Here is a 24,973-nt window from a genome sequence, read left to right as displayed (position 1 = left end):
CCGCAGGGACCGATTTCAGTGGCGGGCGCGCCCGCCTTTTTCAGCCCAGGTGCGGGTCCAGCGGATCTGCATCACACGCAACAGCAGCAGCACCCCCACGGCGCAGGCCGCAAAGCAGGCAAAGCCCAGCAGGTAGGAGCCGGTGTATTGCTTGGAGATGCCCATCAGGTTGGGCACCAGGCCACCCCCCAGCGCACCGAGTTCACCGATCATCGAGCCCGCCACGGCGGTGGTCAGCGGCCAGCGCAGGGGCACCAGCTGGAACAGTGCGCCATTGCCCGCGCCCAGGGCCGAGAAGCAGACCAGAAACAGCAGCACCGTGACCGGTAGCGAGCCTTGCGCGAAGCCGCACAGCAGCAGGCAGGCGGCGGTGACGACCAGCACGCCGGTGAGCGTGTTCACGCCCCCCCAGAGATCAGACAGCCAGCCCCCCATGACCCGCAGTGCTGCGCTCAGGAAGGCAGCGAGCATGGTGAGCTGGCCAGCCTGAACCTTGCTGACCCCGAATTGTTCGTAGAAATAGCTGGGCAGAAAGGCCGACAGGCCCACGAAGCCGCCGAAGGTGACGGCATAGATCAGGCTGAAGGCCCAGCCGTCTTTCTCGTACAGGCACGACAGGTGCTCGCGCAGCGTGGTGTGGGGCGACAGGTCGGCCGGCTCTTTGGCAAAGACCACCATCACGGCGGCCGGGATGGCCACGCTGAGGGCCGCGATGCCATACACCGTCTGCCAGCCGAAGTTCTGGGCCAGCACCGGGGCCAGCAAGGCCGCGAAGGCCGTGCCCACATTGCCGGCGCCCACGATGCCCATGGCCAGGCCCTTGTAGCGGGGCGGGAACGAGCCCGAGCCCAGCGACATGGCCACGCCGAAGCTGGCACCGGCCACCCCCAGCAGCACGCCCATGGCCAGCAGGTCATTGAAGGTCTGCACAAAGAAGTAGCCATAGGCCATGCTGAGGCTGATGCCGCCCATCTCGACCAGGGTGGCGTTCTTGCGCCCGATGTACTGCGCCATCAGGCCCAGCGGAAAGCGCATGAAGGCCCCGGCAAAGATCGGGATGGACAGCATCAGCCCCTTTTGGGTGGGGCTGAGCTGCAGCGCCTCGGTGATGAAGGGGGCCATGGCGCCGTTGATGGACCAGATGGCAAACGAGAAGCCGAAGTACAAAAAGGCGGACCAGAGCGTGGGGCTGTGACCTGAGCGGTGGAAGTCTCGGAAGTTGAACATGGGTGTCTTTGCGGGCCCGCAGGCGTTCCGGAAAACAAAAAAGGCGTCCGCACCAGCCTGCTTCTGGTGAGAAGCCCGCTGTGGAGACGCCTGTGTCCTGAGGGGCCGGGTGCATCGTCACACCTGGGGCCCCAACGGCCCCTGAGGGCCGATACCCAGGGCAAGCAAACTCCATGCCGCCAAAACAAGGGGTTCTGGCACGGGTTTGGTGCGCGGGCGGCCCGGACGAAGAAAAACGCCCCTCGACGGCGCAGGGCCGGGAGGGGCGGTTGGGGGGGGGGGGGGGGGGGGGGGGGGCTCAGGCGGCGGTCTTTTCGACGTGGGCCTGGCGGGTGTACAGGAAGTCGATCACGGCCTTGCGGTAGCCCAGGTACTGGGTGCTTTCGGCCAGGGCGACGCGCGAGCGGGGGCGGGGCAGGTCGACGCTCAGCACCTCGCCGATGGTGGCGGCCGGGCCGTTGGTCATCATCACGATCTTGTCGGACAGCAGCACGGCCTCGTCCACATCGTGGGTCACCATGACCACCGTGGCCTGGGTCTGGGCCACGATCTCCAGCAACTCATCCTGCAGCTTGGCGCGGGTGAGGGCGTCGAGCGCGCCAAAGGGTTCGTCCATCAGCAGCACCTGGGGCTCCATCGACAGGGCCCGGGCAATGCCCACGCGCTGCTTCATGCCGCCCGAGATTTCGCCTGGGCGCTTTTGTGCGGCGGCGGTCAGCCCGACCAGGGCCAGGGCCGCCTCGGTGCGGGCCTTGAGTTGGGCCTTGCTTTCGCGCTGGCCGAAGACGCGCTCCACCGCCAGGTGGATGTTCTCGTGGCAGGTGAGCCAGGGCAGCAGGGAGTGGTTCTGGAACACCACCGCCCGCTCGGGGCCTGGGCCCTTGATCTCGCGGTTGGCGCACAGCATGGCGCCCTGGGTGGGCGAGGTCAGCCCGGCGATCAGGTTCAGCAGGGTCGACTTGCCGCAGCCGCTGTGGCCGATGAGGGCCACGAACTCGCCCTTGGCGATGGTGAGGTGGATGTCCCGCAGGGCGGGGAAGGCCCCCTTGGCGGTGCGGAAGGTCTGTTCGACACCCTGGATCTCGATGTACTTGGCGCTGTTCATGGCGTGGTCCTTGATGAGGGGGTGGGGTGGTTCAGCTCTTGACTTCTTCGAAGGTGAAGGCCGTGGCGATGCGGATCAGGGCGTACTCCAGCAGCAGGCCCACGCCGCCGATCACGAAGATGGCGATGATGATGTTCTTGACGTTGAGGTTGTTCCACTCGTCCCAGACCCAGAAGCCGATGCCCACGCCGCCGGTCAGCATCTCGGCCGCCACGATCACCAGCCAGGCGGTGCCCACGGCCAGGCGCACGCCGGTGAGCATGTAGGGCAGCACCGAGGGAAAAAGGATCTTGGTGAAGATCTTCCACTCGGACAGCTTGAGCACGCGGGCCACGTTCATGTAGTCCTGGGGCACGCGCTGCACGCCCACGGCGGTGTTGATGATCATGGGCCAGATCGAGCAGATGAAGATGGTCCAGATGGCGGCCGGGTTGGCGCCCTTGAAGACCAGCAGGCCGATGGGCAGCCAGGCCAGTGGCGACACCGGGCGCAGCAGGCTGATCAAGGGGTTGAACATGCGCGAGAGGAATTCAAAGCGCCCGATCAGAAAGCCGGCCGGGATGCCCACCAGGGCGGCCAGGCCGAAGCCCATGGCCACGCGCTTGAGCGAGAACAGCACGTTCCAGCCCACGCCCTGGTCGTTGGGGCCCTTGCTGTAGAAGGGGTCGCTGAACACCTCCAGGGCCTGCTTGAAGGTATCGGCCGGCGACGGGATGGCGCTGGCGGTGGTGATCGACACGATGGCCCACAGGCCCAGCATCAGGCCCAGCCCGAAAACCGGGGGCAGCACGCGCAGCCAGAAGGCGCGCCAGTCAAACGGCAGGCGGGCAGGGCGCGGGGCGGCGGGGGCGGCTTTTGTCATGGGGGCTGGGGCGATCGAGGCAGCAGGCTTGGGCGCGGGCACCTGGGGGGTGGCGGGTAGTTCGACGGGGTTGTGAAAGACGGCACTGACCATGGCGGGCTCCTGATGGGGGGGTGGGGCTCAGTGGCGGATCAGGCGTGAACCTTGAAGGATTCGGCGTATTTCTTGGGGTCCTTGCCATCCCAGACCACGCCATCGATCAGCTTGCTGGTGCGCATGGGGTCTTTGGGCACGTTGATCTTCAGGGCCCCGGCGGCCTGCTTGTAGAGGTCGATCTGGTTGATCTGCTTGGCCACGGCCAGGTAATCGGGGTGCTCCTTGAGCAGGCCCCAGCGCTTGTGCTGGGTCAGGAACCACATGCCGTCGGACAGGTAGGGGAAGTTGACGGCGCCGTCGTTGAAGAACTTCATGTGGTTGGGGTCGTCCCAGGTCTTGCCCAGGCCGTTCTGGTAGCGGCCCAGGATGCGCTGGTTGATGGCGTCCACACCGGTGTTGACGTAAGACTTGTCGGCGATGGTCTCGGCCATCTTCAGCTTGTTCTGCAGGCTGGCATCGATCCACTGGCTGGCCTCGAGGATGGCCATCATCACGGCGCGCGAGGTGTTGGGGTACTTCTTGGTGAATTCGGCGGTGGTGCCCAGCACCTTCTCGGGGTGGTCTTTCCAGATGTCCTGGGTGGTGACGCCGGTGATGCCGATGCCGTCCATGATGGCGCGGTGGCCCCAGGGCTCACCCACGCAGAAGCCGTCCATGTTGCCCACGCGCATGTTGGCCACCATCTGGGGCGGCGGCACGGTGATGACCTTGGCGTCCTGCAGCGGGTTGATGCCGGCCGAGGCCAGCCAGTAGTACAGCCACATCGCATGGGTGCCGGTGGGGAAGGTCTGGGCAAAGGTGTATTCGCGCTTGTCGCTGGCCATCAGCTTGGCCAGGCTGGCCGCGTCGACGGCGCCCTTGTCGGCCAGCTTCTTGGACAGCGTGATCGCCTGGCCGTTGTTGTTCAGGGTCATCAGCACGGCCATGTCCTTCTTGGGGCCGCCCAGGCCCAGGTGCACGCCGTAGACCAGGCCGTAGAGCACGTGGGCAAAGTCCAGTTCGCCGTTGACCAGCTTGTCGCGCACGCCGGCCCAGCTGGCTTCCTTGCTGGGGATGATCTTCACCCCGTACTTCTTGTCGAAGCCCAGCACCGAGGCCATGACCACGCTGGCGCAGTCGGTGAGGGGGATGAAGCCGATCTTCACCTCTTCCTTCTCGGGCTTGTCGGAGCCGCCCGCATAGACGACCGAGCGCAGGGCCGGGGACAGGCCCGTCGCAGCCACGGCAGCGGTTTGCAGCACGGTGCGCCGGCTCAGGCGGGTGTTCAACAGGTCGGTCATGGGCTACTCCTTGAAGCTGAAGTCATTCGGAACGTACAAAGCAAAAAAGGCGTCCTCACGCAACGACTGAGCCCGATGGGCCTGCCGTGGTGGGGACGCCTTTGTCCTGGCAACGCGCCAGGCCCGCCTTTGGGTCTGACATGTTGTTTGACCCGTTGGGGTCATGCACCAGTTAAGCAAAGGGCGTGCCAGGCAAAAATGGCCAGGATGGCTGGCTAGACTGGGGCTGGCGGGGCTGGCTGTGACGCATGCCGGTGCGCGCGGTTCGGGCTTGGTGCGCAGGGCAGGCCTTGGGGCGGGGGCGCTGCACTGCTTTTGTGCAATGCACCAATCACCCCGCCGCCGATGCGCCTTCGGTGGCCCTGCAGGGGTGGGGGCATGGGCGGCCTGTCGATCAGGCGAGGCCGTCAGGGCCTACACTTCGGCACCGATGATGAACCGTCTGCCCATGTCCGTGACCGCTTCCACCCCCTCTTTTGCTGATGACACCCCAGGCCGGGCACCCGGCCTGGTGCTGGGCATCGAGTCTTCCTGTGATGAGACGGGGGTGGCCCTGGTGCATGCCAGTGGGCAAGGGGTGCCGCGCCTGGAAGCGCATGCCCTGCACAGCCAGATCGAGATGCACCAGGCTTACGGCGGGGTGGTACCAGAACTGGCCAGCCGGGACCACATTCGACGCGTGTTGCCGCTGGCAACCCAAGTGCTGGCGGCCGCAGGGCGCAGCCTGGCCGAGGTGGATGTGGTGGCCTACACGCGCGGGCCCGGCTTGGCCGGGGCCTTGCTGGTGGGCTCGGGCGTGGCTTGTGCGCTCGGGGCGGCCCTGGGCCGGCCGGTGCTGGGCGTGCATCACCTGGAGGGCCACCTGCTGTCGCCGTTTCTCAGCGCCGATCCGCCAGAGTTCCCCTTTGTGGCCTTGCTGGTGTCGGGCGGGCACACCCAGCTGATGCGGGTGGACGCGGTGGGTGAGTACCAGATTCTGGGCGAGACCATCGACGACGCTGCCGGCGAGGCCTTTGACAAATCGGCCAAGCTCATGGGCCTGGGCTACCCGGGTGGGCCGGCCTTGTCGCGCCTGGCCGAGACGGGTGACCCCGCCGCCTTCAAACTGCCCAGGCCTTTGCTGCACAGCGGCGATCTGGACTTCTCGTTTGCCGGGCTGAAAACCGCGGTGCTGACCCAGGCCCGCAAGCTGGGCGATGCGCTGGAGTCGCGCAAGCCCGATCTCGCGGCCAGCACCCAGGCCGCGATTGTCGAAGTGCTGTTGAAGAAGTCGATGGCGGCCTTGCGCCAGACCGGCTTGCGCCGTCTGGTGGTGGCGGGCGGTGTGGGGGCCAACCGCGAGCTGCGCCAGCGGCTGAATGCCGCCTGTCTGGTGGCCCGGGTGCGTGTGCACTACCCCGAGCTGCACCTGTGCACCGACAACGGCGCCATGATCGCCATGGCCGCCGCCATGCGCCTGCAGTCCGGTCGCGCTCAGGCGGGGCGGGACTACAGCTTTGATGTGCGCCCGCGCTGGCCGCTGGATGCCATCGACACCTGAGCCGGCAGGGGCCCAGTGTGCTAGCGGGTCTTGAAAAACTAATTTTTTCAACTATCACTTTGTTGAACTTGACAATTTATTCGGCAAATTCGGTAGAATTGATTCATGAGCTCCGAAAACAACTTTTCCTCCGTTCCTCCGTCTGGTGAGCACTGCACCACGATCGAGGTGGCTCGTGAATTGGGCATGGCAGTGCGCTCGGTCCAGATGATGGTGGACCGCGGCGAGCTGGAAGCCTGGAAAACGCCCGGTGGGCACCGACGGATCTCCAGGGTCTCGGTGGACCGCTGGCTGGCCAACCGTCGCGCCGGCCGCCGAGGCAGCCAACGGGGCAGCCCGGCCAACCCGCGTCGGGTGCTGTTCATCGAGGACTCGGCCCACTACCAGAATCTGGTGTCGCTGATGATGCAGCAGCACTTTCCCGAGGTGTCGCTGCATTTGGCCGACGATGGCATCGTGGGCCTGGCCATGTATGGGCAGTTGCAGCCTGATGTGCTGTTGCTGGACCTCTTGCTGCCGGGCATCGACGGGGCCACGCTGCTGACCAGCCTGCGCGCCCACCCGGAGCTGAATCGGAGCCAATTGGTGGTGGTCACCTCGCTCGACGAAGAGCAGCGCCGCCCCTACGCCTTTGCGCTGCGTGACATTCCGCTGGTCTACAAGCCCAACCTGGTCACGGACCTGCCCAAGCTTCTGGGTGGGTTGCTGCACGAGGTGGATGCCAGCCCGTCGGCGGCGCCAGAAGCCCGGTCTGCCACCGTCGCCTGATCTTTTCCTCCCTGGCCGGCTCAGGCCGGCTTTTGCCCCGCAGCACCTCTCGGTCTGCGGGGTTTTTCATTTTTCACGCGGTGTTCGGTCGCTTCACAAGTGCCAACGGTGATTCCTGCTACCGAAGTGCTTGAAATACCAAGGGTGATTGAGCCGTATGCGTGTACTGCTGCAAGCGATTAAATTGACAGACCTCAACGCTGGCTGTGGTCTGTTGTGTGCGGGGACGAGCGGCAGAAAAAAGGCCCTTGACGGGCCTTGTGTTTGCTGGGGTGTTGACCCGGTCAACTGATGTTGATTCGGGTGCCTTGAGGCTGGGGCGGTGCCTTCTTGCCGAGCTGCAGTGTGAGGACCCCATTGAGCAATTGGGCTGAGCTGGAGGCCGCATCGAGTTCGTTCGGCAGCTCGAAGGCCCAGCGGTAGCGACGAGCCGCTTCGGCCGTGCTTTCGATGCGCACCACGCGGCCTTCGATGTCCACCTGGAGTTGCTCGCGGCTCAGGCCGGGCACATCGAGCTGGAGCTGGTAGCCCTGCTCGGTTTCTTCGAGCGACTGGGTGCTGGCCTGTTGGCGCTGGGCTTGTTGGTGCAGGGTCTGGGCCAGGAATCTTTCGAGGCCACGGTCCATGGCGCGCAGGCCGTTGAGGTGGGCGGAGGAGCGAATCACGGGGGCGAAGATCATGGTGCAAGTCCTTTACACTGCGCGGCTCTCGAACTGAGTGCCGCTTGGATCACAGGTGCGATCCGGCGGCTTTTTTTCAAGGATTTTTCTTCATGGAATATCTGCGCAGGTCCCTCTTGAAAAGGGCTTTGTCGGCGTTATCTGCTGCGGCTTTGCCGTGGGCGTCGGCGCAGGCTGCCAGCGCCTCCGGTCCGATCCGGGTGGCGCTGATCGAAGGGCTGAGCGGCCCGTTTGCCAATGCCGGCGAAGCGGTCTATCGCAACATCCTTTGGGCGGTGGAGCGTGTCAATGCCCGGGGTGGGGTGCGTCTGCCCGCGGCCACAGGTGGAGCTCGTCCACTGCAGCTGGACCGTTACGACAGCAAGGGCCAGAACGAAGAGGCCTTGTCGGCCCTGCGCTCGGCCATCGACGATGGCGCCCGGGTGGTGTTGCAGGGCAATTCCTCGGCCACCGCGGCGGTGCTGCTGGATGCCATCAACAAGCACAACGAGCGCGATCCGGCCCGCCGGGTGCTGTTCCTGAATTACTCGGCGGTCGACCCGGCGCTGACCAATGAGCGATGCAGCTATTGGCACTTCCGTTTCGATGCCCATGCCGACATGCGCATGGCGGCCTTGATGGAGGTGATCCGGGAGGATCGCGCGGTCAAGAGCGTCTACCTGATCGGTCAGGACTACAGTTTTGGCCAGGCTGTGCTCAAGGAGGCGCGTCGCCAACTGGGTGAGCAACGCCCGGATGTGCAGGTGGCGGGCGAGGAGCTGCATCCCCTGGGCCGGGTGAAGGACTTTGCCCCGTACGCGGTCAAGATCAAGGCCAGCGGCGCGCAGGCTGTGATCACCGGCAATTGGGGCAATGACCTGACGCTGTTGATCAAGGCGGCGCGCGAGGTGGGTTATGAAGGGCGCTTTTTCACCTACTACGGCAACGCGCTGGGCGCACCGGCAGCCATCGGTGACGCCGGCCTGGGCCGGGTGGTGGCGGTGGCCGACTGGCTGCCCAATGTGCCGGGGGCCCAGAGCGAGGCCTTCTACCAGGCTTTCCGCCAGCGCTTTCCCAAGCCTGCCGATGACTATGTGCACATGCGCATGCAGTTGATGATCGAGGCCCTGGCCCAGGCCATCGAAAAGGCCGGTTCGACCGAGGCGGCCGCCGTGGCGGCGAAGCTGGAAGGCAGCAGCGTGTCCTTGCACGGCCAGTCGGGCACGGTGCGGGCCAGCGATCACCAGTTCCAGCAAGGCCTGGTGGTCGGGGTGATGGAAAAGCAAGGCCAGCCGGGGGTTCGATTTGACGTCGAAGGCTCGGGCTATGGCTTCAAGGTGATCCGCCAGATTCCGGCCAGCAAGGCCGAGATGCCGACCACCTGCCGCATGCAGCGCCCCTGAGGGGGTGGTTCACTGGGCGTAGCCCAGGCAGGCGCCGGCATTGGCGCGGCCTTGGCATTCGCGGCTGAGGCGGCGATCCCGGTCGGCGCGGCTTTCCTCGGTGCCCGAGGGCGCAGCTGGTTTGCTGCGTCCCTGGCTTTTTTTGCTTTTGGATTTGGCGCCTGATGCGGCGAAGGCCAACGGCGCCGTGGCGCTGAGCAGGGCGCCAAGCCCGAACAGGGCTTGGCGGCGGGTGAGGGCGGTGGGCATGAGAGGCTCCGGTTGAAGGTGCGCGGGGCCGGGTGGCTCCGCTACCATGCGACTCTTGTTCAATCGCGTTGCGCCGTGCAACTACAGGACCCCCGAATGCGACCCGCCATCCTCCAGCTTGAAGAATCGAAAATCCGCGAAGTGGCCAATGCCGGCATGGGCCGGGCCGATGTGTTGGCCTTCTGGTTTGGCGAGAGTGACGAAGTCACGCCTGAAGCGGTGCGCCAGGCGGCCATCGATTCGATTGCTCAGGGGGAGACCTTTTACGCCCACAACCTGGGCCTGCCCGAACTGCGCCAGGCCCTGGCCGACTACACCAGCAGCCTGCACCGGCCGGTGGGGCCGGAGCGCATTGCGGTCACCTCGGGCGGGGTGAATGCCTTGATGCTGGCCATTCAGGCCCTGGTGGAGCCCGGCGACGAGGTGGTGGCCGTGACCCCGGTCTGGCCCAATCTGCTGGCCCAGCCCGCCATCATGGGCGGCGTGGTGAAGAGGGTGTCGCTCAAGCCGGTGGCGCAAGGGGTCGATCAGGGGGGCTGGCGCCTGGACCTGCCAGAGTTGCTGGCCGCCATCACGCCGGCCACCCGGCTGCTGATCGTGAACGCGCCCAACAACCCCACAGGCTGGACGCTGAGTGCCGAAGAGCAGTCGCAGATCCTGGCGCATTGCCGCCGCACCGGCACCTGGATCCTGGCCGACGAGGTGTATGAGCGGCTTTATTACGAGCCCTCGGCCAAGGGCTGTGCGCCCAGCTTCCTCGACCTGGCGGAGCCCGAGGATCGCCTGGTGGTGGCGCACAGCTTCTCCAAGAGCTTTCTGATGACGGGCTGGCGCCTGGGCTGGCTGGTCATGCCGCCGTCGATGCTGGCCTCCATGGGCAAGCTGATCGAGTTCAACACCTCGTGCGCCTCGGTGTTCACCCAGCGCGCCGGCCTGGCCGCCTTGCGTGAGGGCGGCAGCATCACCCCGCGGGTGGTGGCACACCTGAAAGCCTGCCGGGATCGCCTGGTGCCACAACTCCAGGCGCTGCCGGGGGTGCAGGTGGCCTCGGCCTCGGGCGGCATGTATGCCTTTTTCCGGCTGCAGGGGCATGACGATTCGCTGGCGGTGGCCAAGCGCCTGGTGGCAGAGGCCGGGCTGGGGCTGGCGCCGGGCAGCGCCTTTGCCCCGGAGGCTGATGGCTGGCTGCGCTGGTGCTTCGCCTCGCGTGATCTGAATCGCCTGGACGAAGGGGTGCTGCGCCTCAAGCGTTGGCTCGGGCTATAATTTCGAGGCTTTGCGTTTTGCAAGGCAGCACGCTGGCCGCATTTCCGGCAGTCAGCGCAAGTCAAATATTCAAAGGAACAAAAATGATCGCATCCGAAATCAAGGCCGAAGTTGTCAAGGCCAATGCACGCAGCGCCAACGACACGGGTAGCCCGGAAGTTCAGGTCGCCATCCTGACCGCCCGCATCAACGAACTGACCCCTCACTTCAAGACCCATGCCAAGGATCACCACGGTCGCCGTGGTCTGCTGCGCATGGTGAGCCGCCGTCGCAAGCTGCTCGACTACCTGAAGGGCAAGGACGCTGATCGTTACACCGCACTGATCGCCAAGCTGGGTCTGCGCAAGTAATTCGAGCAACGAATGCTGGACGCCTGAGTTAGTTCACTAGCTCAGGCGTTTGTTTTTTGTTTTTCCACAGCTGAAAGCAGGGATGCGCGCTGTGTCATTCCAAAAGGGTCGGCCCTCGGGCTCGCCGGGTCTTCTGGAATGGCATCGTGTTCCGGGTTTTCAACTGTCCCTTGCCACCCGGGCTGGGTGGAGATGAGGCTGGCCTCGCGGCCGGTCAAGCAGCAGGAGCTGAACATGAGCATTTTCAACAAAGTCACCAAGACCTTCCAGTGGGGTCAGCACACCGTCACCCTGGAAACCGGTGAAATCGCCCGTCAGGCCACCGGCGCCGTGCTGGTGAACATCGATGACACCGTGGTGCTGGCCACCGTGGTGGCTTCCAAGGGCGCCAAGCCGGGTCAGGACTTCTTCCCCCTGACCGTGGATTACATCGAGAAGGCCTACGCCGCCGGCAAGATCCCGGGCAGCTTCTTCAAGCGCGAAGCCAAGCCCAGCGAACTCGAAACCCTGACCAGCCGCCTGATCGATCGCCCGATCCGCCCGCTGTTCCCCGAAGGTTTCTTCAATGAAGTGCACGTGGTGATCCACACCGTGTCGCTGAACCCCGAAGTGGACGCCGACATCGCCGCCATGATCGGCACCTCGGCCGCTCTGGCCGTGTCGGGCATCCCGTTCAACGGCCCGATCGGTGCCGCCCGCGTGGGTTACATCAACGGCGAATACGTGCTGAACCCGGGTCAGACCCAGCGCAAGAGCAGTCAGCTGGATCTGGTGGTGGCCGGTACCGAGGCGGCCGTGCTGATGGTCGAATCCGAAGCGCAACAACTGTCCGAAGACATCATGCTAGGCGCCGTGGTGTTCGGTCATGAGCAAGGTAACATCGCCATCAACGCCATCCATGAGCTGGTGCGCGAAGCCGGCAAGCCGGTCTGGCAATGGGAAGCCCCGGCCAAGGACGAACCCCTGATCGCCAAGGTCAACACGCTGGCTGAAGAAGCCCTGCGCGCGGCCTATCAGATCCGCAACAAGCAAGCCCGCACCCAGGCCTGCCGCGAAGCCTACGCTGCCGTGATGGCCGGCCTGAAGGCCGAAGGCGTGGAGTTCGACAGCGTCAAGGTCGAAGGCCTGCTGTTCGAGATCGAAGCCCGCATCGTGCGCGGCCAGATCCTGGCGGGTGAGCCCCGCATCGACGGCCGCGACACCCGCACGGTGCGCCCGATCGAGATCCGCAACTCGGTGCTGCCCCGCACCCACGGCTCGGCCCTGTTCACGCGTGGCGAAACCCAGGCGCTGGTCGTGGCCACGCTGGGCACCGAGCGCGATGCCCAGCGCATCGACGCCCTGGCTGGCGAATACGAAGACCGCTTCATGCTGCACTACAACATGCCTCCCTTTGCCACCGGCGAAGTGGGCCGCATGGGCAGCACCAAGCGCCGCGAAATCGGCCACGGCCGTCTGGCCAAGCGTGCTCTGATGGCGGTTCTGCCGACCAAGGAAGAGTTCCCGTACACCATGCGTGTCGTGTCTGAAATCACCGAGTCGAACGGCTCGTCGTCGATGGCTTCGGTCTGCGGCGGCTGCCTGTCGCTGATGGACGCCGGTGTGCCGATGAAGGCCCACGTGGCCGGCATTGCCATGGGTCTGATCAAGGACGCCAACCGTTTCGCCGTGCTGACCGACATCCTGGGCGATGAAGATCACCTGGGTGACATGGACTTCAAGGTGGCCGGTACCACCAACGGCATCACCGCCTTGCAGATGGACATCAAGATCCAGGGCATCACCAAGGAAATCATGCAAGTGGCCCTGGCGCAAGCCAAGGAAGCCCGCCTGCACATCCTGGGCAAGATGCAAGAAGCGATGGGCGAGGCCAAGACCGAAGTGTCGAACTTCGCTCCCAAGCTCTTCACCATGAAGATCAACCCCGAGAAGATCCGTGACGTGATCGGCAAGGGCGGCGCCACCATCCGTGCGCTGACCGAAGAAACCGGCACCCAGATCAACATCGAGGAAGATGGCACCATCACCATCGCCGCCACCGACGGCGCCAAGGCTGACGAAGCCAAGCGTCGCATCGAGCAGATCACGGCTGAGGTCGAGATCGGCAAGATCTACGAAGGCCCGGTCACCAAGATCCTGGACTTCGGCGCTCTGATCAACCTGCTGCCTGGCAAGGACGGTCTGCTGCACATCAGCCAGATTGCGCACCAGCGCGTTGAAAAGGTCACCGACTTCCTGTCCGAAGGCCAGATCGTGCGCGTCAAGGTGCTCGAAACCGACGACAAGGGCCGCGTCAAGCTGTCCATGAAGGCATTGGCCGATCGCCCTGCGCATGGTGAAGCTGCTCCCCAGCAGCAACAACAGCAACAGTAATCCCGGTTGCGAGGGCTGTCCGCCGGCTGGGCTGGCGGGTGGTCTTCGGTGAGAGGTCTCATGAAAGCCATTGAAATCACCACCTACGGCGCTCCGGAGGTGTTGCAGCCTGCAGAGCGCCCCGAGCCGGTTGCGGGTGAGGGCGAGCTGCTGATCCGCGTTGCGGCCAGCGGGATCAACCGTCCTGATGTGCTGCAGCGCACCGGCAACTACCCGGTGCCGCCAGGCGCCTCGGATATTCCCGGGCTGGAAGTGGCAGGGGTGGTGGTTTCCGGTGATCCGGTGGCCATGGCCGAAGCGGGTTTTCAGGTCGGTGATGCGGTGTGTGCGCTGGTGGCTGGTGGGGGTTACGCCGAGTTGTGCGTGGCGCCTGTGGCCCAGTGCCTGCCGGTGCCTCAGGGCTGGACGGCTGTCGAGGCAGCCTCGTTGCCCGAGACCTTCTTCACCGTCTGGAGCAATGTCTTCGATCGTGGCCGCTTGCAGGCGGGTGAAACCCTGTTGATCCAGGGGGGTGCCAGCGGCATTGGCGTCACGGCCATCCAGTTGGCCAAGGCCCGTGGGGCCCGCGTCATCGTGACGGCGGGCAGTGATGACAAATGCGCGGCCTGCCTGAAGCTGGGCGCCGACCATGCGATCAACTACAAGACCCAGGATTTCGTGCAGGTCTGCAAGGAACTCACGAATGGCCGCGGTGTGGATGTGGTGCTGGACATGGTGGCCGGGGCCTATGTGGCCCGCGAGGTCGAGTGCCTGGCGGAGGATGGTCGGATTGTGATCATTGCCGTGCAAGGCGGTGTGAAAGCCGAGTTCAATGCGGGCATGGTGCTGCGCAAGCGCCTGACCATCACGGGCTCGACCCTGCGCCCCCGTCCTGTGGCGTTCAAGGCGGCCATTGCCCGCTCTTTGCGTGAGCAGGTCTGGCCTGTGCTGGCGCGCCGTGAGATTGCGCCCATCATTTTTGCTACCTTCCCTGCTGAACAGGCTGCCCAGGCGCATGCGCTGATGGAGTCTGGTCAGCATGTCGGAAAAATTGTTTTGACCTGGTGAATTCATGAAAAAGAAGCTGATTGCCGGCAACTGGAAAATGAATGGCAGCCTGGCTGCCAACGATGCCCTGGTGCGCGCTGTGGCGGCCGGTGTGGCTGATGCAGCCGCTGAAGTGGCCGTGTGCGTGCCGGCGCCCTACCTGTCGCAGGTGGCCGCGTTGCGCGGTGCTGTGGCTCTGGGGGCGCAAGACCTGTCGGCCCACGAGTCGGGCGCCTACACCGGCGAGGTGTCTGCGGGCATGCTGCGTGATCTGGGTGTGCACTACGTGATCGTGGGGCACTCTGAGCGACGCCAGTACCACGGCGAGACCGACGAGTTGGTCGCGCGCAAGGCGCAACGCGCGCTGGCCGCGGGCCTGGTGCCGATTGTCTGTGTCGGTGAGACGCTGGCGCAGCGTGAAGCGGGTGAGACTGAGTTGGTGGTCAAGCGCCAGTTGGCGGCCGTGATCCACCTCAACGGCCATTGCATCAGCGAGATCGTGGTGGCCTATGAGCCGGTGTGGGCCATCGGCACGGGCCGCACCGCATCGCCCGAGCAGGCGCAGGCTGTGCACGCGGTGTTGCGTGCTCAGCTGCAGGCGGCTACGCCAAGTGCTGACCGCGTCAAGCTGCTGTACGGCGGCAGCATGAATGCGGCCAATGCGGCTGAATTGCTGGCTCAGCCGGACATTGACGGCGGCCTGATCGGCGGGGCCTCATTGAAGGCACCTGATTTCCTGACCATTGTGGCCGCCGCGTCTGCGTTGGCTGTTTGATTTTTTATCTGGAGTTTTTATGAACATCATCACCACCATCATCCTGGCGGTACAGATGCTGACGGCCCTGGGCATGATCGGTCTGATCCTGATTCAGCACGGCAAGGGCGCTGACATGGGTGCAGCGTTTGGCAGCGGCGGCTCGGGCAGCCTGTTTGGTGCCAGTGGCAGTGCCAACTTCCTGTCGCGCACCACAGCTGTGCTGGCAGCGGTCTTCTTTGTCTGCACGTTGGCACTGGCCTATTTCGGCAACCTGCGTCCGGCAGCCAGCTCGGGCAGCGTGCTGGAAGGTGCTGCTATCGTGACGCCGGCCGCCCCTGCGGCTGTGCCTGTGGCGCCTGCTGAACCGGCCAAGGGTGCGGCCGCAATTCCGACCAAATGAGCTCTTGATTTTCTGCCCGGCAACCCCAGAGGGGTGGGTTTTTCCGGGTAGAATTGACTTCTGTTCGGAAAGCCAAAACCGCAAGGTCCTCATGCCATCCGAGCAGCAACATCCCGCCGTCGTGGTGAAATTGGTAGACACGCTATCTTGAGGGGGTAGTGGCGAAAGCTGTGCGAGTTCGAGTCTCGCCGACGGCACCAAAATAAAAATCCTTCCTGTAATTCACAGGAAGGATTGCGGTGATGAAATCCTCCAGATGAACCTCGATCAATACCTCCCCGTTCTCTTGTTCATTCTGGTTGGTCTAGGCGTTGGGGTCATCCCTCAAGCGCTGGGCTACCTGCTTGGCCCGAATCGGCCTGATCCGGCCAAAAATTCCCCTTACGAGTGTGGTTTCGAAGCGTTTGAAGACGCGCGCATGAAGTTTGACGTGCGCTACTACCTCGTGGCCATCCTCTTCATTCTCTTCGACCTCGAAATTGCCTTCCTCGTCCCTTGGGCTGTGTCTTTGACCGACACCGGTTCGGGTGGCTTCTGGACCGGGGTGGTGTTCCTCATCGATCTGCTCGTGGGCTTCATCTACGCGTGGAAAAAAGGCGCGCTGGATTGGGAATGAGCGAAAGCATCAACAAGGACGCATGCAATGATTGAAGGTGTCATGAAAGAGGGCTTTGTCACCACCAGCTACGACGCGGTGGTGAACTGGGCAAAGACGGGGTCGCTGTGGCCCATGACCTTCGGGTTGGCTTGCTGCGCGGTCGAAATGATGCACGCAGCGGCTGCGCGTTACGACATCGGCCGTTTTGGTGCTGAGGTGTTCCGCGCCAGTCCGCGTCAAAGCGATTTGATGATCGTGGCCGGTACGCTTTGCAACAAGATGGCTCCGGCTCTGCGCAAGGTGTATGACCAGATGAGCGAGCCGCGCTGGGTGCTCTCCATGGGTTCCTGTGCCAACGGTGGTGGCTACTACCACTACAGCTACTCCGTGGTGCGTGGCTGCGACCGCATTGTTCCGGTGGACGTCTATGTGCCCGGCTGCCCACCGACGGCTGAGGCCTTGATCTACGGGATCATGCAGCTGCAGCAGAAAATCCGCCGTACCAACACGATCGCCCGGGTTTGAGATAGCACCATGACACAGATTGCAATCCAGGCAGAAGCCCTGAAGGACGCGATTGTTGCCGCCTTGGGTGACAAGATCAAAACGGCGGTTGTGGCGTTGGATGAGGTCACCATCGAGGTGGCAGCTGCCGACTATCTGGCGGCCATGCAGATTCTGCGTGATGCGCCCACTTGCCGCTTTGAACAATTGGTCGACCTGTGCGGTGTGGACTACTCCACCTATGGTGATGGCACCTGGGACGGCCTGCGTTACGGCGTCGTCAGCCACCTGCTGTCGGTCAGTCTGAACCAGCGCGTGCGCGTGCGGGTCTTCTGCCCCGACGACGATGCTCCTCAGGTGGTCTCGGTGGCCGACATCTGGAACTCTGCCAACTGGTACGAGCGCGAAGCATTCGACCTGTACGGCATCGTTTTCGAAGGTCATAACGACCTGCGCCGCATCCTGACGGACTATGGCTTCATCGGTCACCCCTTCCGCAAGGATTTTCCGATTTCGGGTCATGTCGAGATGCGTTACGACGCAGAACGCCGCCGTGTGGTGTACGAGCCCGTCACCATCGAGCCGCGGGAAATCACGCCCCGCATCATTCGTGAAGACAAGTATGGAGGCCTGCACTGAGGCGCTCTGCCTTGTGTGATGCATCATGGCTGAAATCAAAAATTACACTCTGAACTTCGGGCCTCAACACCCGGCAGCCCACGGCGTTTTGCGTCTGGTGCTGGAGTTGGACGGCGAAGTCGTTCAACGCGCTGATCCCCACATCGGTCTGCTGCACCGTGCCACTGAAAAGCTGGCCGAACACAAGACCTTCATCCAGTCGCTGCCCTACATGGATCGACTGGATTATGTGTCGATGATGAGCAACGAGCACGCTTACTGCCTGGCCATTGAAAAGCTGCTGGGTCTGGAAGTGCCGGTTCGTGCACAGTACATCCGTGTGATGTTCTCCGAGATCACCCGCCTGCTGAACCACCTGATGTGGCTGGGCTCGCACGGCAACGACATCGGCAGCTCGACCATCCTGATCTACACCTTCCGTGAGCGTGAAGATCTGTTCGACATGTACGAAGCTGTGTCGGGCGCACGCATGCATGCGGCATATTTCCGTCCAGGTGGCGTCTACCGCGACCTGCCGGACACCATGCCGCAGTACAAGGTCAGCAAGATCAAGAACGCCAAGGCCTTGGCCGAGCTCAATCAGAACCGTCAGGGTTCGATGCTCGATTTCATCGAAGACTTCACGCGTCGCTTCCCGAAGTGCGTGGATGAGTATGAAAACCTGCTGACCGAAAACCGCATCTGGAAACAGCGCACCGTGGGCATCGGCGTGGTCGAGCCCGAGCGTGCTCTGAACCTCGGCATGACCGGCCCGATGCTGCGTGGCTCCGGCTTTGCCTGGGATCTGCGCAAGACGCAGCCCTACGACGTCTATGACCGCGTCGACTTTGACATCCCGGTGGGTAAGACCGGCGACAGCTACGACCGCTATCTTGTGCGTGTCGCTGAAATGCGCGAGTCCAACAAGATCATCAAGCAATGCGTGGACTGGCTGCGTGCCAACCCGGGCCCGGTGATCACGGACAACCACAAGGTGGCTCCACCGGCCCGTGAAGCCATGAAGTCGAGCATGGAAGAGCTGATCCACCACTTCAAGCTCTTCACCGAAGGCTTCCATGTGCCCGAAGGCGAGGCCTATGCTGCCGTGGAACACCCCAAGGGTGAGTTCGGTATTTATCTCGTGAGCGATGGCGCCAACAAGCCCTATCGTCTCAAGATCCGCGCCCCGGGATTTGCCCATCTGGCAACCCTGGACGAAATGGCCCGCGGCCACATGCTGGCGGATGCGGTGGCCATCATTGGCACCATGGACATTGTGTTTGGAGAGATTGATCGATGATCTCTGATTCGACCAGGGCTCGTTTTGCCCGTGAAGTTGCCAAGTATCCCGCTGATCAAAAGCAGTCGGCCGTCATGGCCTGCCTGTCTATCGTTCAGCAAGAGCAGGGCTACGTGAGTGAAGACAGCGAGAAAGTCATCGCTGAGGTGTTGGAGATGCCCGTGATCGCGGTGCACGAAGTCACCACCTTCTACAACATGTACAACCAGCAGCCGGTGGGCAAGTACAAGCTCAACGTCTGTACCAACCTGCCGTGCCAGTTGCGCGACGGTTACAAGGCGCTGCACCACCTGGAGAAGAAGCTGGGCATCGCCATGGGTGAAACCACCCCGGACGGCCTGTTCACGCTTCAGCAATGCGAATGCCTGGGCGCTTGCGCTGATTCGCCGGTGATGCTGGTGAATGACCGCACCATGTGCAGTTTCATGAGCAACGACAAGCTCGATCAACTGGTGGACGGCCTGCGCGCTGCCGAGGTGAAGTGATGGCCTCCGCTCAAAGCATTCTTTCCCAGTTCCAGTCGACCGGTGTCGAGACTTGCTTCCACGACCGCCACATTGGCCCGCAGATCTATGCCGGCCTGAACGGCAGCAACTGGAGCATCAAGGACTACGAAGCCCGTGGTGGCTACCAGGCTCTGCGCAAGATCCTGGCGCAAGACGGCGGCGAAGGCCTGACCCAGGACCAGGTGATCGCCACGGTCAAGGAATCCGGCCTGCGCGGTCGCGGCGGTGCCGGTTTCCCGACCGGCCTGAAGTGGAGCTTCATGCCGCGTCAGTTCCCGGGCCAGAAGTACCTCGTCTGCAATTCGGACGAAGGTGAGCCGGGTACTTGCAAAGACCGTGACATCCTGCAATTCAATCCGCACATCGTGATTGAAGGCATGATCATTGCCGCCTATGCCATGGGCATCTCGGTGGGTTACAACTACATTCACGGCGAAATCTTCCAGACCTACGACCGTTTCGAGGAAGCCCTCGAAGAAGCCCGCGCCGCAGGTTACCTGGGCAACAACATCATGGGCAGCGCCTTCAGCTTTCAGCTGCATGCCGCCCATGGCTTTGGCGCCTACATCTGCGGTGAAGAAACCGCCTTGCTCGAGTCCCTCGAAGGCAAGAAGGGCCAGCCCCGTTTCAAGCCGCCGTTCCCGGCCAGCTTCGGTCTGTACGGCAAGCCCACCACGATCAACAACACCGAAACCTTTGCTGCGGTCCCCTGGATCATCCGCAATGGTGGTGCGGCCTATCTGGAATGTGGCAAGCCCAACAACGGTGGTACCAAGATCTTCTCGGTCAGCGGTGACGTTGAGCGCCCGGGCAACTACGAGATTCCGATGGGAACGCCGTTCGCCAAGTTGCTGGAACTGGCCGGTGGTGTGCGCAAAGGCCGTCAGCTGAAGGCCGTGATCCCTGGGGGCTCCTCTTCGCCGGTGTTGCCTGCGTCCGTCATCATGGAATGCACCATGGATTACGACTCGATCGCCAAGGCCGGCTCGATGCTGGGTTCTGGTGCTGTGATCGTGATGGACGACTCGCGCAACATGGTCGAGAGCCTGCTGCGACTGTCCTACTTCTATTCGCATGAATCCTGTGGCCAGTGCACACCTTGCCGCGAAGGTACAGGTTGGATGTGGCGCGTGATCGACCGCATCTGGCACGGCCAGGGTCGCGATGGCGATCTCGAATTGCTGAACTCGGTGGCCGACAACATCCAGGGCCGCACCATCTGCGCCTTGGGTGACGCCGCCGCCATGCCCGTGCGGGCCATGCTGAAGCACTTCAAGCCCGAATTCCAGGCATTGATTGAGCAAGCCAAGTCGCAAAAGACTGCGCACGCTTGATCGCGAGAGAACATATGGTTGAAATCGAACTCGACGGTCAAAAGGTAGAGGTCAATGAAGGCAGCATGGTCATGCATGCTGCTGAAAAGGCCGGCACCTACATTCCGCACTTTTGCTACCACAAGAAGCTGAGCATTGCGGCCAACTGCCGCATGTGCCTGGTGGATGTTGAAAAAGCCCCCAAGCCGATGCCGGCCTGCGCCACCCCGGTGACGCAGGGCATGATCGTCCGCACCAAGAGCGACAAGGCCATCAAGGCCCAGCAATCGGTGATGGAGTTCCTGCTGATCAACCACCCGCTGGACTGCCCGATCTGCGATCAGGGCGGCGAATGCCAGCTGCAGGATCTGGCCGTGGGCTACGGTGGCTCCTCTTCCCGTTACGAGGAAGAAAAGCGCGTGGTCTTCCACAAGGATGTCGGTCCGCTGATCTCGATGGAAGAGATGAGCCGTTGCATCCACTGCACCCGTTGCGTGCGCTTCGGCCAGGAAGTGGCCGGCGTGATGGAACTGGGCATGATCAACCGCGGTGAGCACTCCGAGATCACCACCATTGCAGGCGACACGGTGGATTCCGAGCTGTCCGGCAACATGATCGACATCTGCCCGGTGGGTGCCTTGACCAGCAAGCCCTTCCGTTACAGCGCCCGTACCTGGGAACTGTCGCGTCGCAAGAGCGTGAGCCCGCATGATTCCACCGGTGCCAACTTGATCGTGCAGGTCAAGAACCACCAGGTGTTGCGCGTTGTTCCTCTGGAGAACGATGCCGTCAACGAATGCTGGATTGCTGACCGCGACCGCTTCTCCTACGAATCGCTCAATGGCCCGGATCGTCTGACCCAGCCCATGCTGAAGCAGGGTGGCGAGTGGAAGACCGTGGATTGGCAGACCGCTCTGGAGTATGTTGCCAATGGTCTGAAGCAGATCGGTGCCAACCACGGTGCTGCCAGCATTGGCGCCCTGGTCAGCCCGCACAACACAGTGGAAGAACTCTTCCTGGCCGCTCAGCTCGTGCGCGGCCTGGGCAGTGACAACATCGACTACCGCCTGCGCAACGCAGAATTCACCGCTTCCGAAGGCGCCCGCTGGCTGGGCACTTCGATTGCCTCGCTGTCCGAGTTGCAACGTGTTCTGGTGGTGGGTTCGAACCTGCGCAAGGATCACCCGCTGTTTGCCCAACGCATCCGCCAAGCGGCCCGCAGGGGTGCCAAGGTTCATGCGCTGTACTCGGTTGAAGCCGATTGGGCGCTGCCTGTGGCCCAGTTCCAGGTGGCTCCGGCGTCTGAGTGGCTGAACGTGCTGGCGAGCATTGCGGCTGCCGTGGCAGCTGAAAAAGGCTTGGTGGCTCCCTGGGCGGTTGAGGTGACCCCGACTGCTGTTGCGGTGGCCAAGTCGCTGCTGGGTGGTGATCGCAAGGCCGTGCTGCTGGGCAACGCCGCAGCGCACCATGCCAATGCCTCCAGCCTGCTGGCCCTGGCCAACTGGATTGCCCGCGAGACCGGCGCCTCGGTCGGTTACCTCACCGAGGCTGCCAACACCGTGGGTGCTCAACTCGTCAAGGCCCAACCCTTGGCTGCCGGCTTCAATGCAGCTCAGATGGCGCAAGGTGCCCTGAAGGCTGCTCTGCTGCTGAACGTCGAGCCGGGTGCCGATCTGGCCGCCGGTCAAGCCGCTGTTTCGGGTCTGAACAAGGCCGAGATGGTGGTGACGCTGAGTCCCTTCAAGACCAATCTCGACATCAGCGACGTGCTGTTGCCGATTGCTCCGTTCACCGAAACCTCGGGCAGCTTTGTCAATGCCGAAGGGCGTCTGCAAAGTTTCCACGCCGTGGTCAAGCCGCTGGGCGAAACCCGTCCGGCCTGGAAGGTGCTGCGCGTGCTGGGCAATATGCTGGGTCTGAATGGTTTTGCCGATGAGTCTTCGCAAGATGTTCTGGCACGTGCCGCTCTGGTTCCGGCTGGCAGCCAGCAGGTGGCCAGCGCTCAGCTGAGCAACGACACGGGTGCTGCCATCCGCGCCTCGGTGGCCGGCGAATCGGCTCCGGTGACGGCTTCCATCTACCAGCTTGACGGTTTGGTGCGCCGCTCGCCGTCTCTGCAATTGACGGCCGATGCACGGTCGACCACGAACGAGGTGACCGCATGATCGACGCGCTGTACAACGCCGGACTGGGTTTGCTGCCCGCCAGCTGGTGGACTGCGGCCGCCTGGCCTGTGATCTGGATTCTGCTCAAGATCGTGGCGGTGCTGGCCCCCCTGATGGGCGCCGTGGCCTACCTCACGCTGTGGGAGCGCAAGCTGCTGGGTTTCATCCAGGTCCGCTATGGCCCCAACCGTGTGGGCCCGGCCGGTCTGCTGCAGCCGATTGCCGACGCGCTCAAGCTGCTGACCAAGGAATTGATCCGCCCTGACGCTGCCAGCAATGGCCTGTTCCGTCTGGGGCCGATCATGGCCATCATGCCGGCTCTGGCCGCTTGGGTGGCCATCCCCTTCGGCCCCGAAGTGGCCCTGACCAACCTGAACGCCGGCTTGCTGCTGGTGATGGCGATCACCTCGATCGAAGTCTATGGCGTCATCATCGCTGGCTGGGCCTCGAACTCGAAGTACGCCTTCCTGGGTGCTCTGCGCGCCTCGGCTCAGATGGTGAGCTATGAAATTGCCATGGGCTTCTGCTTCCTGGTGGTTCTGATGGTGAGCGGCAGCATGAATCTGTCGGTCATCGTGGCAGGGCAGGCCAAAGGCATTGCGGCCGGCCTGGGGCTCAACTTCCTGTCATGGAACTGGCTGCCCTTGCTGCCCATTTTCATGGTCTACCTGATCTCGGGCGTGGCAGAGACCAACCGCCACCCGTTTGACGTGGTAGAAGGCGAAGCCGAAATCGTGGCCGGTCACATGGTCGAGTACTCGGGCATGGGCTTCGCCATCTTCTTCCTGGCCGAATACGCCAGCATGTGGCTGGTCTCCATCCTGGCCGTGCTGATGTTCCTGGGCGGTTGGCTGTCGCCGATCGACCATGCCATCTTCAACGCCGTGCCGGGCTGGATCTGGCTGGGTGCCAAGACCTTCATCGTGGTGTCCATGTTCATCTGGATCCGCGCCACTTTCCCGCGCTTCCGCTATGACCAGATCATGCGTCTGGGCTGGAAGATCTTCATCCCGGTCACCCTGGTGTGGCTGCTCGTGGTGGGTTTCTGGATGCAGAGCCCCTGGAACATCTGGAACTGAGTGGGCAAGAACATGACAGTCGCTGCAGCTTCCCCTTTTTCGCTCACGGACTTCTTGAAGAGCTTCATGCTTTTCGAGTTGTTCAAGGGCATGGCCATGACGGGCCGTTACGCCTTCAAACGCAAGGTGACGGTTCAGTTCCCCGAGGAAAAAACGCCTCTTTCGCCGCGCTTCCGTGGCCTGCACGCCTTGCGCCGTTACGACAACGGTGAAGAGCGCTGCATTGCCTGCAAGCTCTGCGAAGCGGTTTGCCCGGCCATGGCCATCACCATCGAATCCGATGTGCGTGCCGATGGTTCGCGCCGCACCACGCGCTACGACATCGATCTGACCAAATGCATCTTCTGCGGTTTTTGCGAAGAAAGCTGCCCGGTGGATTCGATCGTGGAAACCCATATTTTTGAGTACCACGGTGAAAAGCGGGGCGACCTGTACTTCACCAAAGACATGCTGTTGGCGGTGGGCGACCGTTACGAGAGCGATATTGCGGCTGCCAAGGCGGCAGACGCGAAATACCGTTGATCAGCTTCCTCGCCTGAACCCTGAAAAGATCTGATTCATGGACGCCAAGACTGGTTTCTTCTATCTCTTCTCGGTGGTGCTGCTTTTTGCGGCCTTCCGAGTGATCACAGCGCGCAACCCCGTGCACGCTGTCCTCTACCTCATGCTGGCCTTTTCGCAGGCCTCGGCCATCTGGCTGCTGCTCAAGGCCGAGTTCCTGGCCATTGCCCTGGTGCTTGTCTACCTGGGTGCGGTGATGGTGCTGTTCCTGTTCGTCGTGATGATGCTCGATATCGATGTCGACAGCATGCGCAAGGGATTCTGGAAGCATTTCCCACTGGCGGCCCTGATGGGTGCCGTGGTGGCTCTGGAAATGGCGGGTGTGCTGCTGGGTGGTTTCCGTCTGACGGAAGAACCCGCCACGGCCGCCATGGCCGAAGCGGCTGCCAAGGGCATCCAGTACTCCAATGCCCAGGAAGTCGGCAAGCTGCTCTACACGCAATATGTCTACCCGATTGAAATTGCCGCCGTGATCCTGCTGGTGGCCATGATCACGGCCATTGCATTGACCCTGCGCCAGCGCAAGGACAGCAAGTTTGTCGATGCCTCCGAGCAGGTGCGCGTCAAGGCCCGTGATCGCATGCAGCTGGTGAAGGTGGCCGCCACCCGCAAGGCTGAAGCGACCCCCGCCGCTGAACCGGAGAAAGCCAAATGACACTGACCCTGGGACATTTTCTTTCGATCGGTGCCGTGCTGTTTGCGCTGTCGGTGATCGGGATTTTTCTGAATCGCAAGAACTTGATCGTTCTGCTCATGGCCATCGAGCTGATGCTGCTGGCTGTCAACATGAACTTCGTCGCCTTCTCCCATTTCCTGGGTGATGTGCACGGTCAGGTGTTCGTGTTCTTCATCCTGACCGTCGCGGCCGCTGAGTCCGCCATCGGTCTGGCGATCCTGGTGCTCCTGTTCCGTAACAAGAACAGCATCAATGTCGATGAACTCAACACGCTCAAAGGCTAACCAGAGAA

The 24,973-nt window shown here is 63.0% G+C and carries 26 protein-coding genes and 1 tRNA gene; 21 read left to right on the top strand and 6 right to left on the bottom strand.

Features of this window, described 5'->3' with window-relative positions; translation table 11 throughout:
- Positions 1-15: 15 nt before the first annotated feature.
- From F624_RS0127410 to F624_RS0127395, 4 genes are all read right to left on the bottom strand, one after another.
- A complete protein-coding gene (locus F624_RS0127410; RefSeq protein ID WP_019577591.1) occupies positions 16-1,227 on the bottom strand; it encodes an MFS transporter in 1,212 nt (403 codons plus the stop codon).
- Positions 1,228-1,525: 298 nt separating this feature from the next.
- Entirely contained in the window at positions 1,526-2,332 is an 807-nt protein-coding gene (locus tag F624_RS0127405; protein WP_019577590.1) for an ABC transporter ATP-binding protein, read from the bottom strand.
- A gap of 31 nt (positions 2,333-2,363) precedes the next feature.
- Entirely contained in the window at positions 2,364-3,287 is a 924-nt protein-coding gene (ntrB, locus tag F624_RS0127400; RefSeq protein ID WP_019577589.1) for a nitrate ABC transporter permease, read from the bottom strand.
- A gap of 38 nt (positions 3,288-3,325) precedes the next feature.
- The gene (locus F624_RS0127395) at positions 3,326-4,570 is read right to left on the bottom strand and encodes a CmpA/NrtA family ABC transporter substrate-binding protein (RefSeq protein ID WP_019577588.1); all 1,245 of its coding nucleotides are present in this window, start codon (positions 4,568-4,570) and stop codon (positions 3,326-3,328) included.
- A gap of 448 nt (positions 4,571-5,018) precedes the next feature.
- On the opposite strand from F624_RS0127395, the gene tsaD reads away from it, so the two are divergent.
- Positions 5,019-6,110 (top strand): tRNA (adenosine(37)-N6)-threonylcarbamoyltransferase complex transferase subunit TsaD, encoded by a 1,092-nt coding sequence (tsaD, locus tag F624_RS0127390; RefSeq protein WP_051107539.1) that lies wholly within the window; start codon positions 5,019-5,021, stop codon positions 6,108-6,110.
- A 105-nt stretch (positions 6,111-6,215) separates the two neighbouring features.
- Positions 6,216-6,878: a helix-turn-helix domain-containing protein gene (locus F624_RS0127385; RefSeq protein WP_019577586.1), complete on the top strand. Its 663-nt coding sequence runs from the start codon at positions 6,216-6,218 to the stop codon at positions 6,876-6,878.
- A 284-nt stretch (positions 6,879-7,162) separates the two neighbouring features.
- Here the strand turns inward: F624_RS0127385 and F624_RS0127380 are convergent, their stop codons facing one another.
- Entirely contained in the window at positions 7,163-7,558 is a 396-nt protein-coding gene (locus tag F624_RS0127380) for an Hsp20/alpha crystallin family protein (protein ID WP_019577585.1), read from the bottom strand.
- 92 nt (positions 7,559-7,650) lie between these two features.
- Here F624_RS0127380 and F624_RS0127375 point away from each other — a divergent pair, with 92 nt between their 5' ends.
- Positions 7,651-8,940, top strand: a complete 1,290-nt coding sequence (locus F624_RS0127375) for a branched-chain amino acid ABC transporter substrate-binding protein (protein ID WP_031256469.1) — start codon at positions 7,651-7,653, stop codon at positions 8,938-8,940.
- Between the two features lie 9 nt (positions 8,941-8,949).
- On the opposite strand, the gene F624_RS0127370 is transcribed toward F624_RS0127375, so the two are convergent.
- Positions 8,950-9,189, bottom strand: coding sequence for a hypothetical protein (locus F624_RS0127370; protein WP_019577583.1), 240 nt, complete (start codon positions 9,187-9,189; stop codon positions 8,950-8,952).
- Between the two features lie 96 nt (positions 9,190-9,285).
- On the opposite strand from F624_RS0127370, the gene F624_RS0127365 reads away from it, so the two are divergent.
- The 18 genes from F624_RS0127365 to nuoK all read left to right on the top strand — a co-directional run bounded on the left by F624_RS0127365 (position 9,286) and on the right by nuoK (position 24,965).
- On the top strand, positions 9,286-10,455 hold the full coding sequence (locus F624_RS0127365) for a pyridoxal phosphate-dependent aminotransferase (protein ID WP_019577582.1): 1,170 nt from the start codon (positions 9,286-9,288) through the stop codon (positions 10,453-10,455).
- 83 nt (positions 10,456-10,538) lie between these two features.
- Complete coding sequence (gene rpsO / locus F624_RS0127360; protein ID WP_019577581.1) at positions 10,539-10,805, top strand: 30S ribosomal protein S15; 267 nt, start codon at positions 10,539-10,541, stop codon at positions 10,803-10,805.
- Between the two features lie 234 nt (positions 10,806-11,039).
- The gene (gene pnp / locus F624_RS0127355; protein WP_051107532.1) at positions 11,040-13,178 is read left to right on the top strand and encodes a polyribonucleotide nucleotidyltransferase; all 2,139 of its coding nucleotides are present in this window, start codon (positions 11,040-11,042) and stop codon (positions 13,176-13,178) included.
- 60 nt (positions 13,179-13,238) lie between these two features.
- A complete protein-coding gene (locus tag F624_RS0127350; RefSeq protein ID WP_019577579.1) occupies positions 13,239-14,225 on the top strand; it encodes an NAD(P)H-quinone oxidoreductase in 987 nt (328 codons plus the stop codon).
- A gap of 4 nt (positions 14,226-14,229) precedes the next feature.
- Positions 14,230-14,979, top strand: a complete 750-nt coding sequence (gene tpiA, locus F624_RS0127345) for a triose-phosphate isomerase (protein ID WP_019577578.1) — start codon at positions 14,230-14,232, stop codon at positions 14,977-14,979.
- 19 nt (positions 14,980-14,998) lie between these two features.
- A complete protein-coding gene (gene secG, locus F624_RS0127340) occupies positions 14,999-15,361 on the top strand; it encodes a preprotein translocase subunit SecG (protein ID WP_019577577.1) in 363 nt (120 codons plus the stop codon).
- A gap of 115 nt (positions 15,362-15,476) precedes the next feature.
- Positions 15,477-15,561: transfer RNA gene (locus F624_RS0127335), tRNA-Leu, on the top strand.
- Positions 15,562-15,617: 56 nt separating this feature from the next.
- On the top strand, positions 15,618-15,977 hold the full coding sequence (locus F624_RS0127330) for an NADH-quinone oxidoreductase subunit A (protein WP_019577576.1): 360 nt from the start codon (positions 15,618-15,620) through the stop codon (positions 15,975-15,977).
- Between the two features lie 27 nt (positions 15,978-16,004).
- Positions 16,005-16,484 (top strand): NuoB/complex I 20 kDa subunit family protein, encoded by a 480-nt coding sequence (locus tag F624_RS0127325; protein ID WP_019577575.1) that lies wholly within the window; start codon positions 16,005-16,007, stop codon positions 16,482-16,484.
- 9 nt (positions 16,485-16,493) lie between these two features.
- Positions 16,494-17,102 (top strand): NADH-quinone oxidoreductase subunit C, encoded by a 609-nt coding sequence (locus F624_RS0127320; RefSeq protein WP_019577574.1) that lies wholly within the window; start codon positions 16,494-16,496, stop codon positions 17,100-17,102.
- Positions 17,103-17,127: 25 nt separating this feature from the next.
- A complete protein-coding gene (locus F624_RS0127315) occupies positions 17,128-18,381 on the top strand; it encodes an NADH-quinone oxidoreductase subunit D (RefSeq protein WP_019577573.1) in 1,254 nt (417 codons plus the stop codon).
- Entirely contained in the window at positions 18,378-18,866 is a 489-nt protein-coding gene (gene nuoE, locus F624_RS0127310; protein ID WP_019577572.1) for an NADH-quinone oxidoreductase subunit NuoE, read from the top strand. Before F624_RS0127315 ends, nuoE begins: the two co-directional genes overlap by 4 nt.
- Positions 18,866-20,221, top strand: a complete 1,356-nt coding sequence (gene nuoF, locus F624_RS0127305; protein WP_019577571.1) for an NADH-quinone oxidoreductase subunit NuoF — start codon at positions 18,866-18,868, stop codon at positions 20,219-20,221. Before nuoE ends, nuoF begins: the two co-directional genes overlap by 1 nt.
- Before the next feature lie 14 nt (positions 20,222-20,235).
- Positions 20,236-22,365: an NADH-quinone oxidoreductase subunit NuoG gene (nuoG, locus tag F624_RS0127300; RefSeq protein WP_019577570.1), complete on the top strand. Its 2,130-nt coding sequence runs from the start codon at positions 20,236-20,238 to the stop codon at positions 22,363-22,365.
- Positions 22,362-23,444: an NADH-quinone oxidoreductase subunit NuoH gene (gene nuoH, locus F624_RS0127295; protein WP_019577569.1), complete on the top strand. Its 1,083-nt coding sequence runs from the start codon at positions 22,362-22,364 to the stop codon at positions 23,442-23,444. The genes nuoG and nuoH overlap by 4 nt, the downstream gene beginning before the upstream one ends.
- A 12-nt stretch (positions 23,445-23,456) precedes the next feature.
- Positions 23,457-23,966 (top strand): NADH-quinone oxidoreductase subunit NuoI, encoded by a 510-nt coding sequence (gene nuoI / locus F624_RS0127290; RefSeq protein ID WP_027477194.1) that lies wholly within the window; start codon positions 23,457-23,459, stop codon positions 23,964-23,966.
- Positions 23,967-24,003: 37 nt separating this feature from the next.
- Positions 24,004-24,660, top strand: a complete 657-nt coding sequence (locus F624_RS0127285) for an NADH-quinone oxidoreductase subunit J (RefSeq protein ID WP_019577567.1) — start codon at positions 24,004-24,006, stop codon at positions 24,658-24,660.
- Positions 24,657-24,965 carry an NADH-quinone oxidoreductase subunit NuoK gene (gene nuoK, locus F624_RS0127280; RefSeq protein ID WP_019577566.1) on the top strand — a complete coding sequence of 103 codons (309 nt, stop codon included), beginning with the start codon at positions 24,657-24,659 and terminating at the stop codon, positions 24,963-24,965. Before F624_RS0127285 ends, nuoK begins: the two co-directional genes overlap by 4 nt.
- Positions 24,966-24,973 lie beyond the last annotated feature (8 nt).

The sequence above is a fragment of the Curvibacter lanceolatus ATCC 14669 genome (assembly GCF_000381265.1).
GTDB classification, from domain to species: domain Bacteria; phylum Pseudomonadota; class Gammaproteobacteria; order Burkholderiales; family Burkholderiaceae_C; genus Curvibacter; species Curvibacter lanceolatus.
Note: the sequence above shows the minus strand (reverse complement) of the source record. Positions and strands in the feature narration are given on the sequence as shown.

Coding starts and splice junctions, on each gene's coding strand:
- F624_RS0127410 (WP_019577591.1), bottom strand. CDS start 1,227: ATGTTCAACTTCCGAGACTTCCACCGCTCAGGTCACAGCCCCACGCTC.
- F624_RS0127405 (WP_019577590.1), bottom strand. CDS start 2,332: ATGAACAGCGCCAAGTACATCGAGATCCAGGGTGTCGAACAGACCTTC.
- ntrB (WP_019577589.1), bottom strand. CDS start 3,287: ATGGTCAGTGCCGTCTTTCACAACCCCGTCGAACTACCCGCCACCCCC.
- F624_RS0127395 (WP_019577588.1), bottom strand. CDS start 4,570: ATGACCGACCTGTTGAACACCCGCCTGAGCCGGCGCACCGTGCTGCAA.
- tsaD (WP_051107539.1), top strand. CDS start 5,019: ATGTCCGTGACCGCTTCCACCCCCTCTTTTGCTGATGACACCCCAGGC.
- F624_RS0127385 (WP_019577586.1), top strand. CDS start 6,216: ATGAGCTCCGAAAACAACTTTTCCTCCGTTCCTCCGTCTGGTGAGCAC.
- F624_RS0127380 (WP_019577585.1), bottom strand. CDS start 7,558: ATGATCTTCGCCCCCGTGATTCGCTCCTCCGCCCACCTCAACGGCCTG.
- F624_RS0127375 (WP_031256469.1), top strand. CDS start 7,651: ATGGAATATCTGCGCAGGTCCCTCTTGAAAAGGGCTTTGTCGGCGTTA.
- F624_RS0127370 (WP_019577583.1), bottom strand. CDS start 9,189: ATGCCCACCGCCCTCACCCGCCGCCAAGCCCTGTTCGGGCTTGGCGCC.
- F624_RS0127365 (WP_019577582.1), top strand. CDS start 9,286: ATGCGACCCGCCATCCTCCAGCTTGAAGAATCGAAAATCCGCGAAGTG.
- rpsO (WP_019577581.1), top strand. CDS start 10,539: ATGATCGCATCCGAAATCAAGGCCGAAGTTGTCAAGGCCAATGCACGC.
- pnp (WP_051107532.1), top strand. CDS start 11,040: ATGAGCATTTTCAACAAAGTCACCAAGACCTTCCAGTGGGGTCAGCAC.
- F624_RS0127350 (WP_019577579.1), top strand. CDS start 13,239: ATGAAAGCCATTGAAATCACCACCTACGGCGCTCCGGAGGTGTTGCAG.
- tpiA (WP_019577578.1), top strand. CDS start 14,230: ATGAAAAAGAAGCTGATTGCCGGCAACTGGAAAATGAATGGCAGCCTG.
- secG (WP_019577577.1), top strand. CDS start 14,999: ATGAACATCATCACCACCATCATCCTGGCGGTACAGATGCTGACGGCC.
- F624_RS0127330 (WP_019577576.1), top strand. CDS start 15,618: ATGAACCTCGATCAATACCTCCCCGTTCTCTTGTTCATTCTGGTTGGT.
- F624_RS0127325 (WP_019577575.1), top strand. CDS start 16,005: ATGATTGAAGGTGTCATGAAAGAGGGCTTTGTCACCACCAGCTACGAC.
- F624_RS0127320 (WP_019577574.1), top strand. CDS start 16,494: ATGACACAGATTGCAATCCAGGCAGAAGCCCTGAAGGACGCGATTGTT.
- F624_RS0127315 (WP_019577573.1), top strand. CDS start 17,128: ATGGCTGAAATCAAAAATTACACTCTGAACTTCGGGCCTCAACACCCG.
- nuoE (WP_019577572.1), top strand. CDS start 18,378: ATGATCTCTGATTCGACCAGGGCTCGTTTTGCCCGTGAAGTTGCCAAG.
- nuoF (WP_019577571.1), top strand. CDS start 18,866: ATGGCCTCCGCTCAAAGCATTCTTTCCCAGTTCCAGTCGACCGGTGTC.
- nuoG (WP_019577570.1), top strand. CDS start 20,236: ATGGTTGAAATCGAACTCGACGGTCAAAAGGTAGAGGTCAATGAAGGC.
- nuoH (WP_019577569.1), top strand. CDS start 22,362: ATGATCGACGCGCTGTACAACGCCGGACTGGGTTTGCTGCCCGCCAGC.
- nuoI (WP_027477194.1), top strand. CDS start 23,457: ATGACAGTCGCTGCAGCTTCCCCTTTTTCGCTCACGGACTTCTTGAAG.
- F624_RS0127285 (WP_019577567.1), top strand. CDS start 24,004: ATGGACGCCAAGACTGGTTTCTTCTATCTCTTCTCGGTGGTGCTGCTT.
- nuoK (WP_019577566.1), top strand. CDS start 24,657: ATGACACTGACCCTGGGACATTTTCTTTCGATCGGTGCCGTGCTGTTT.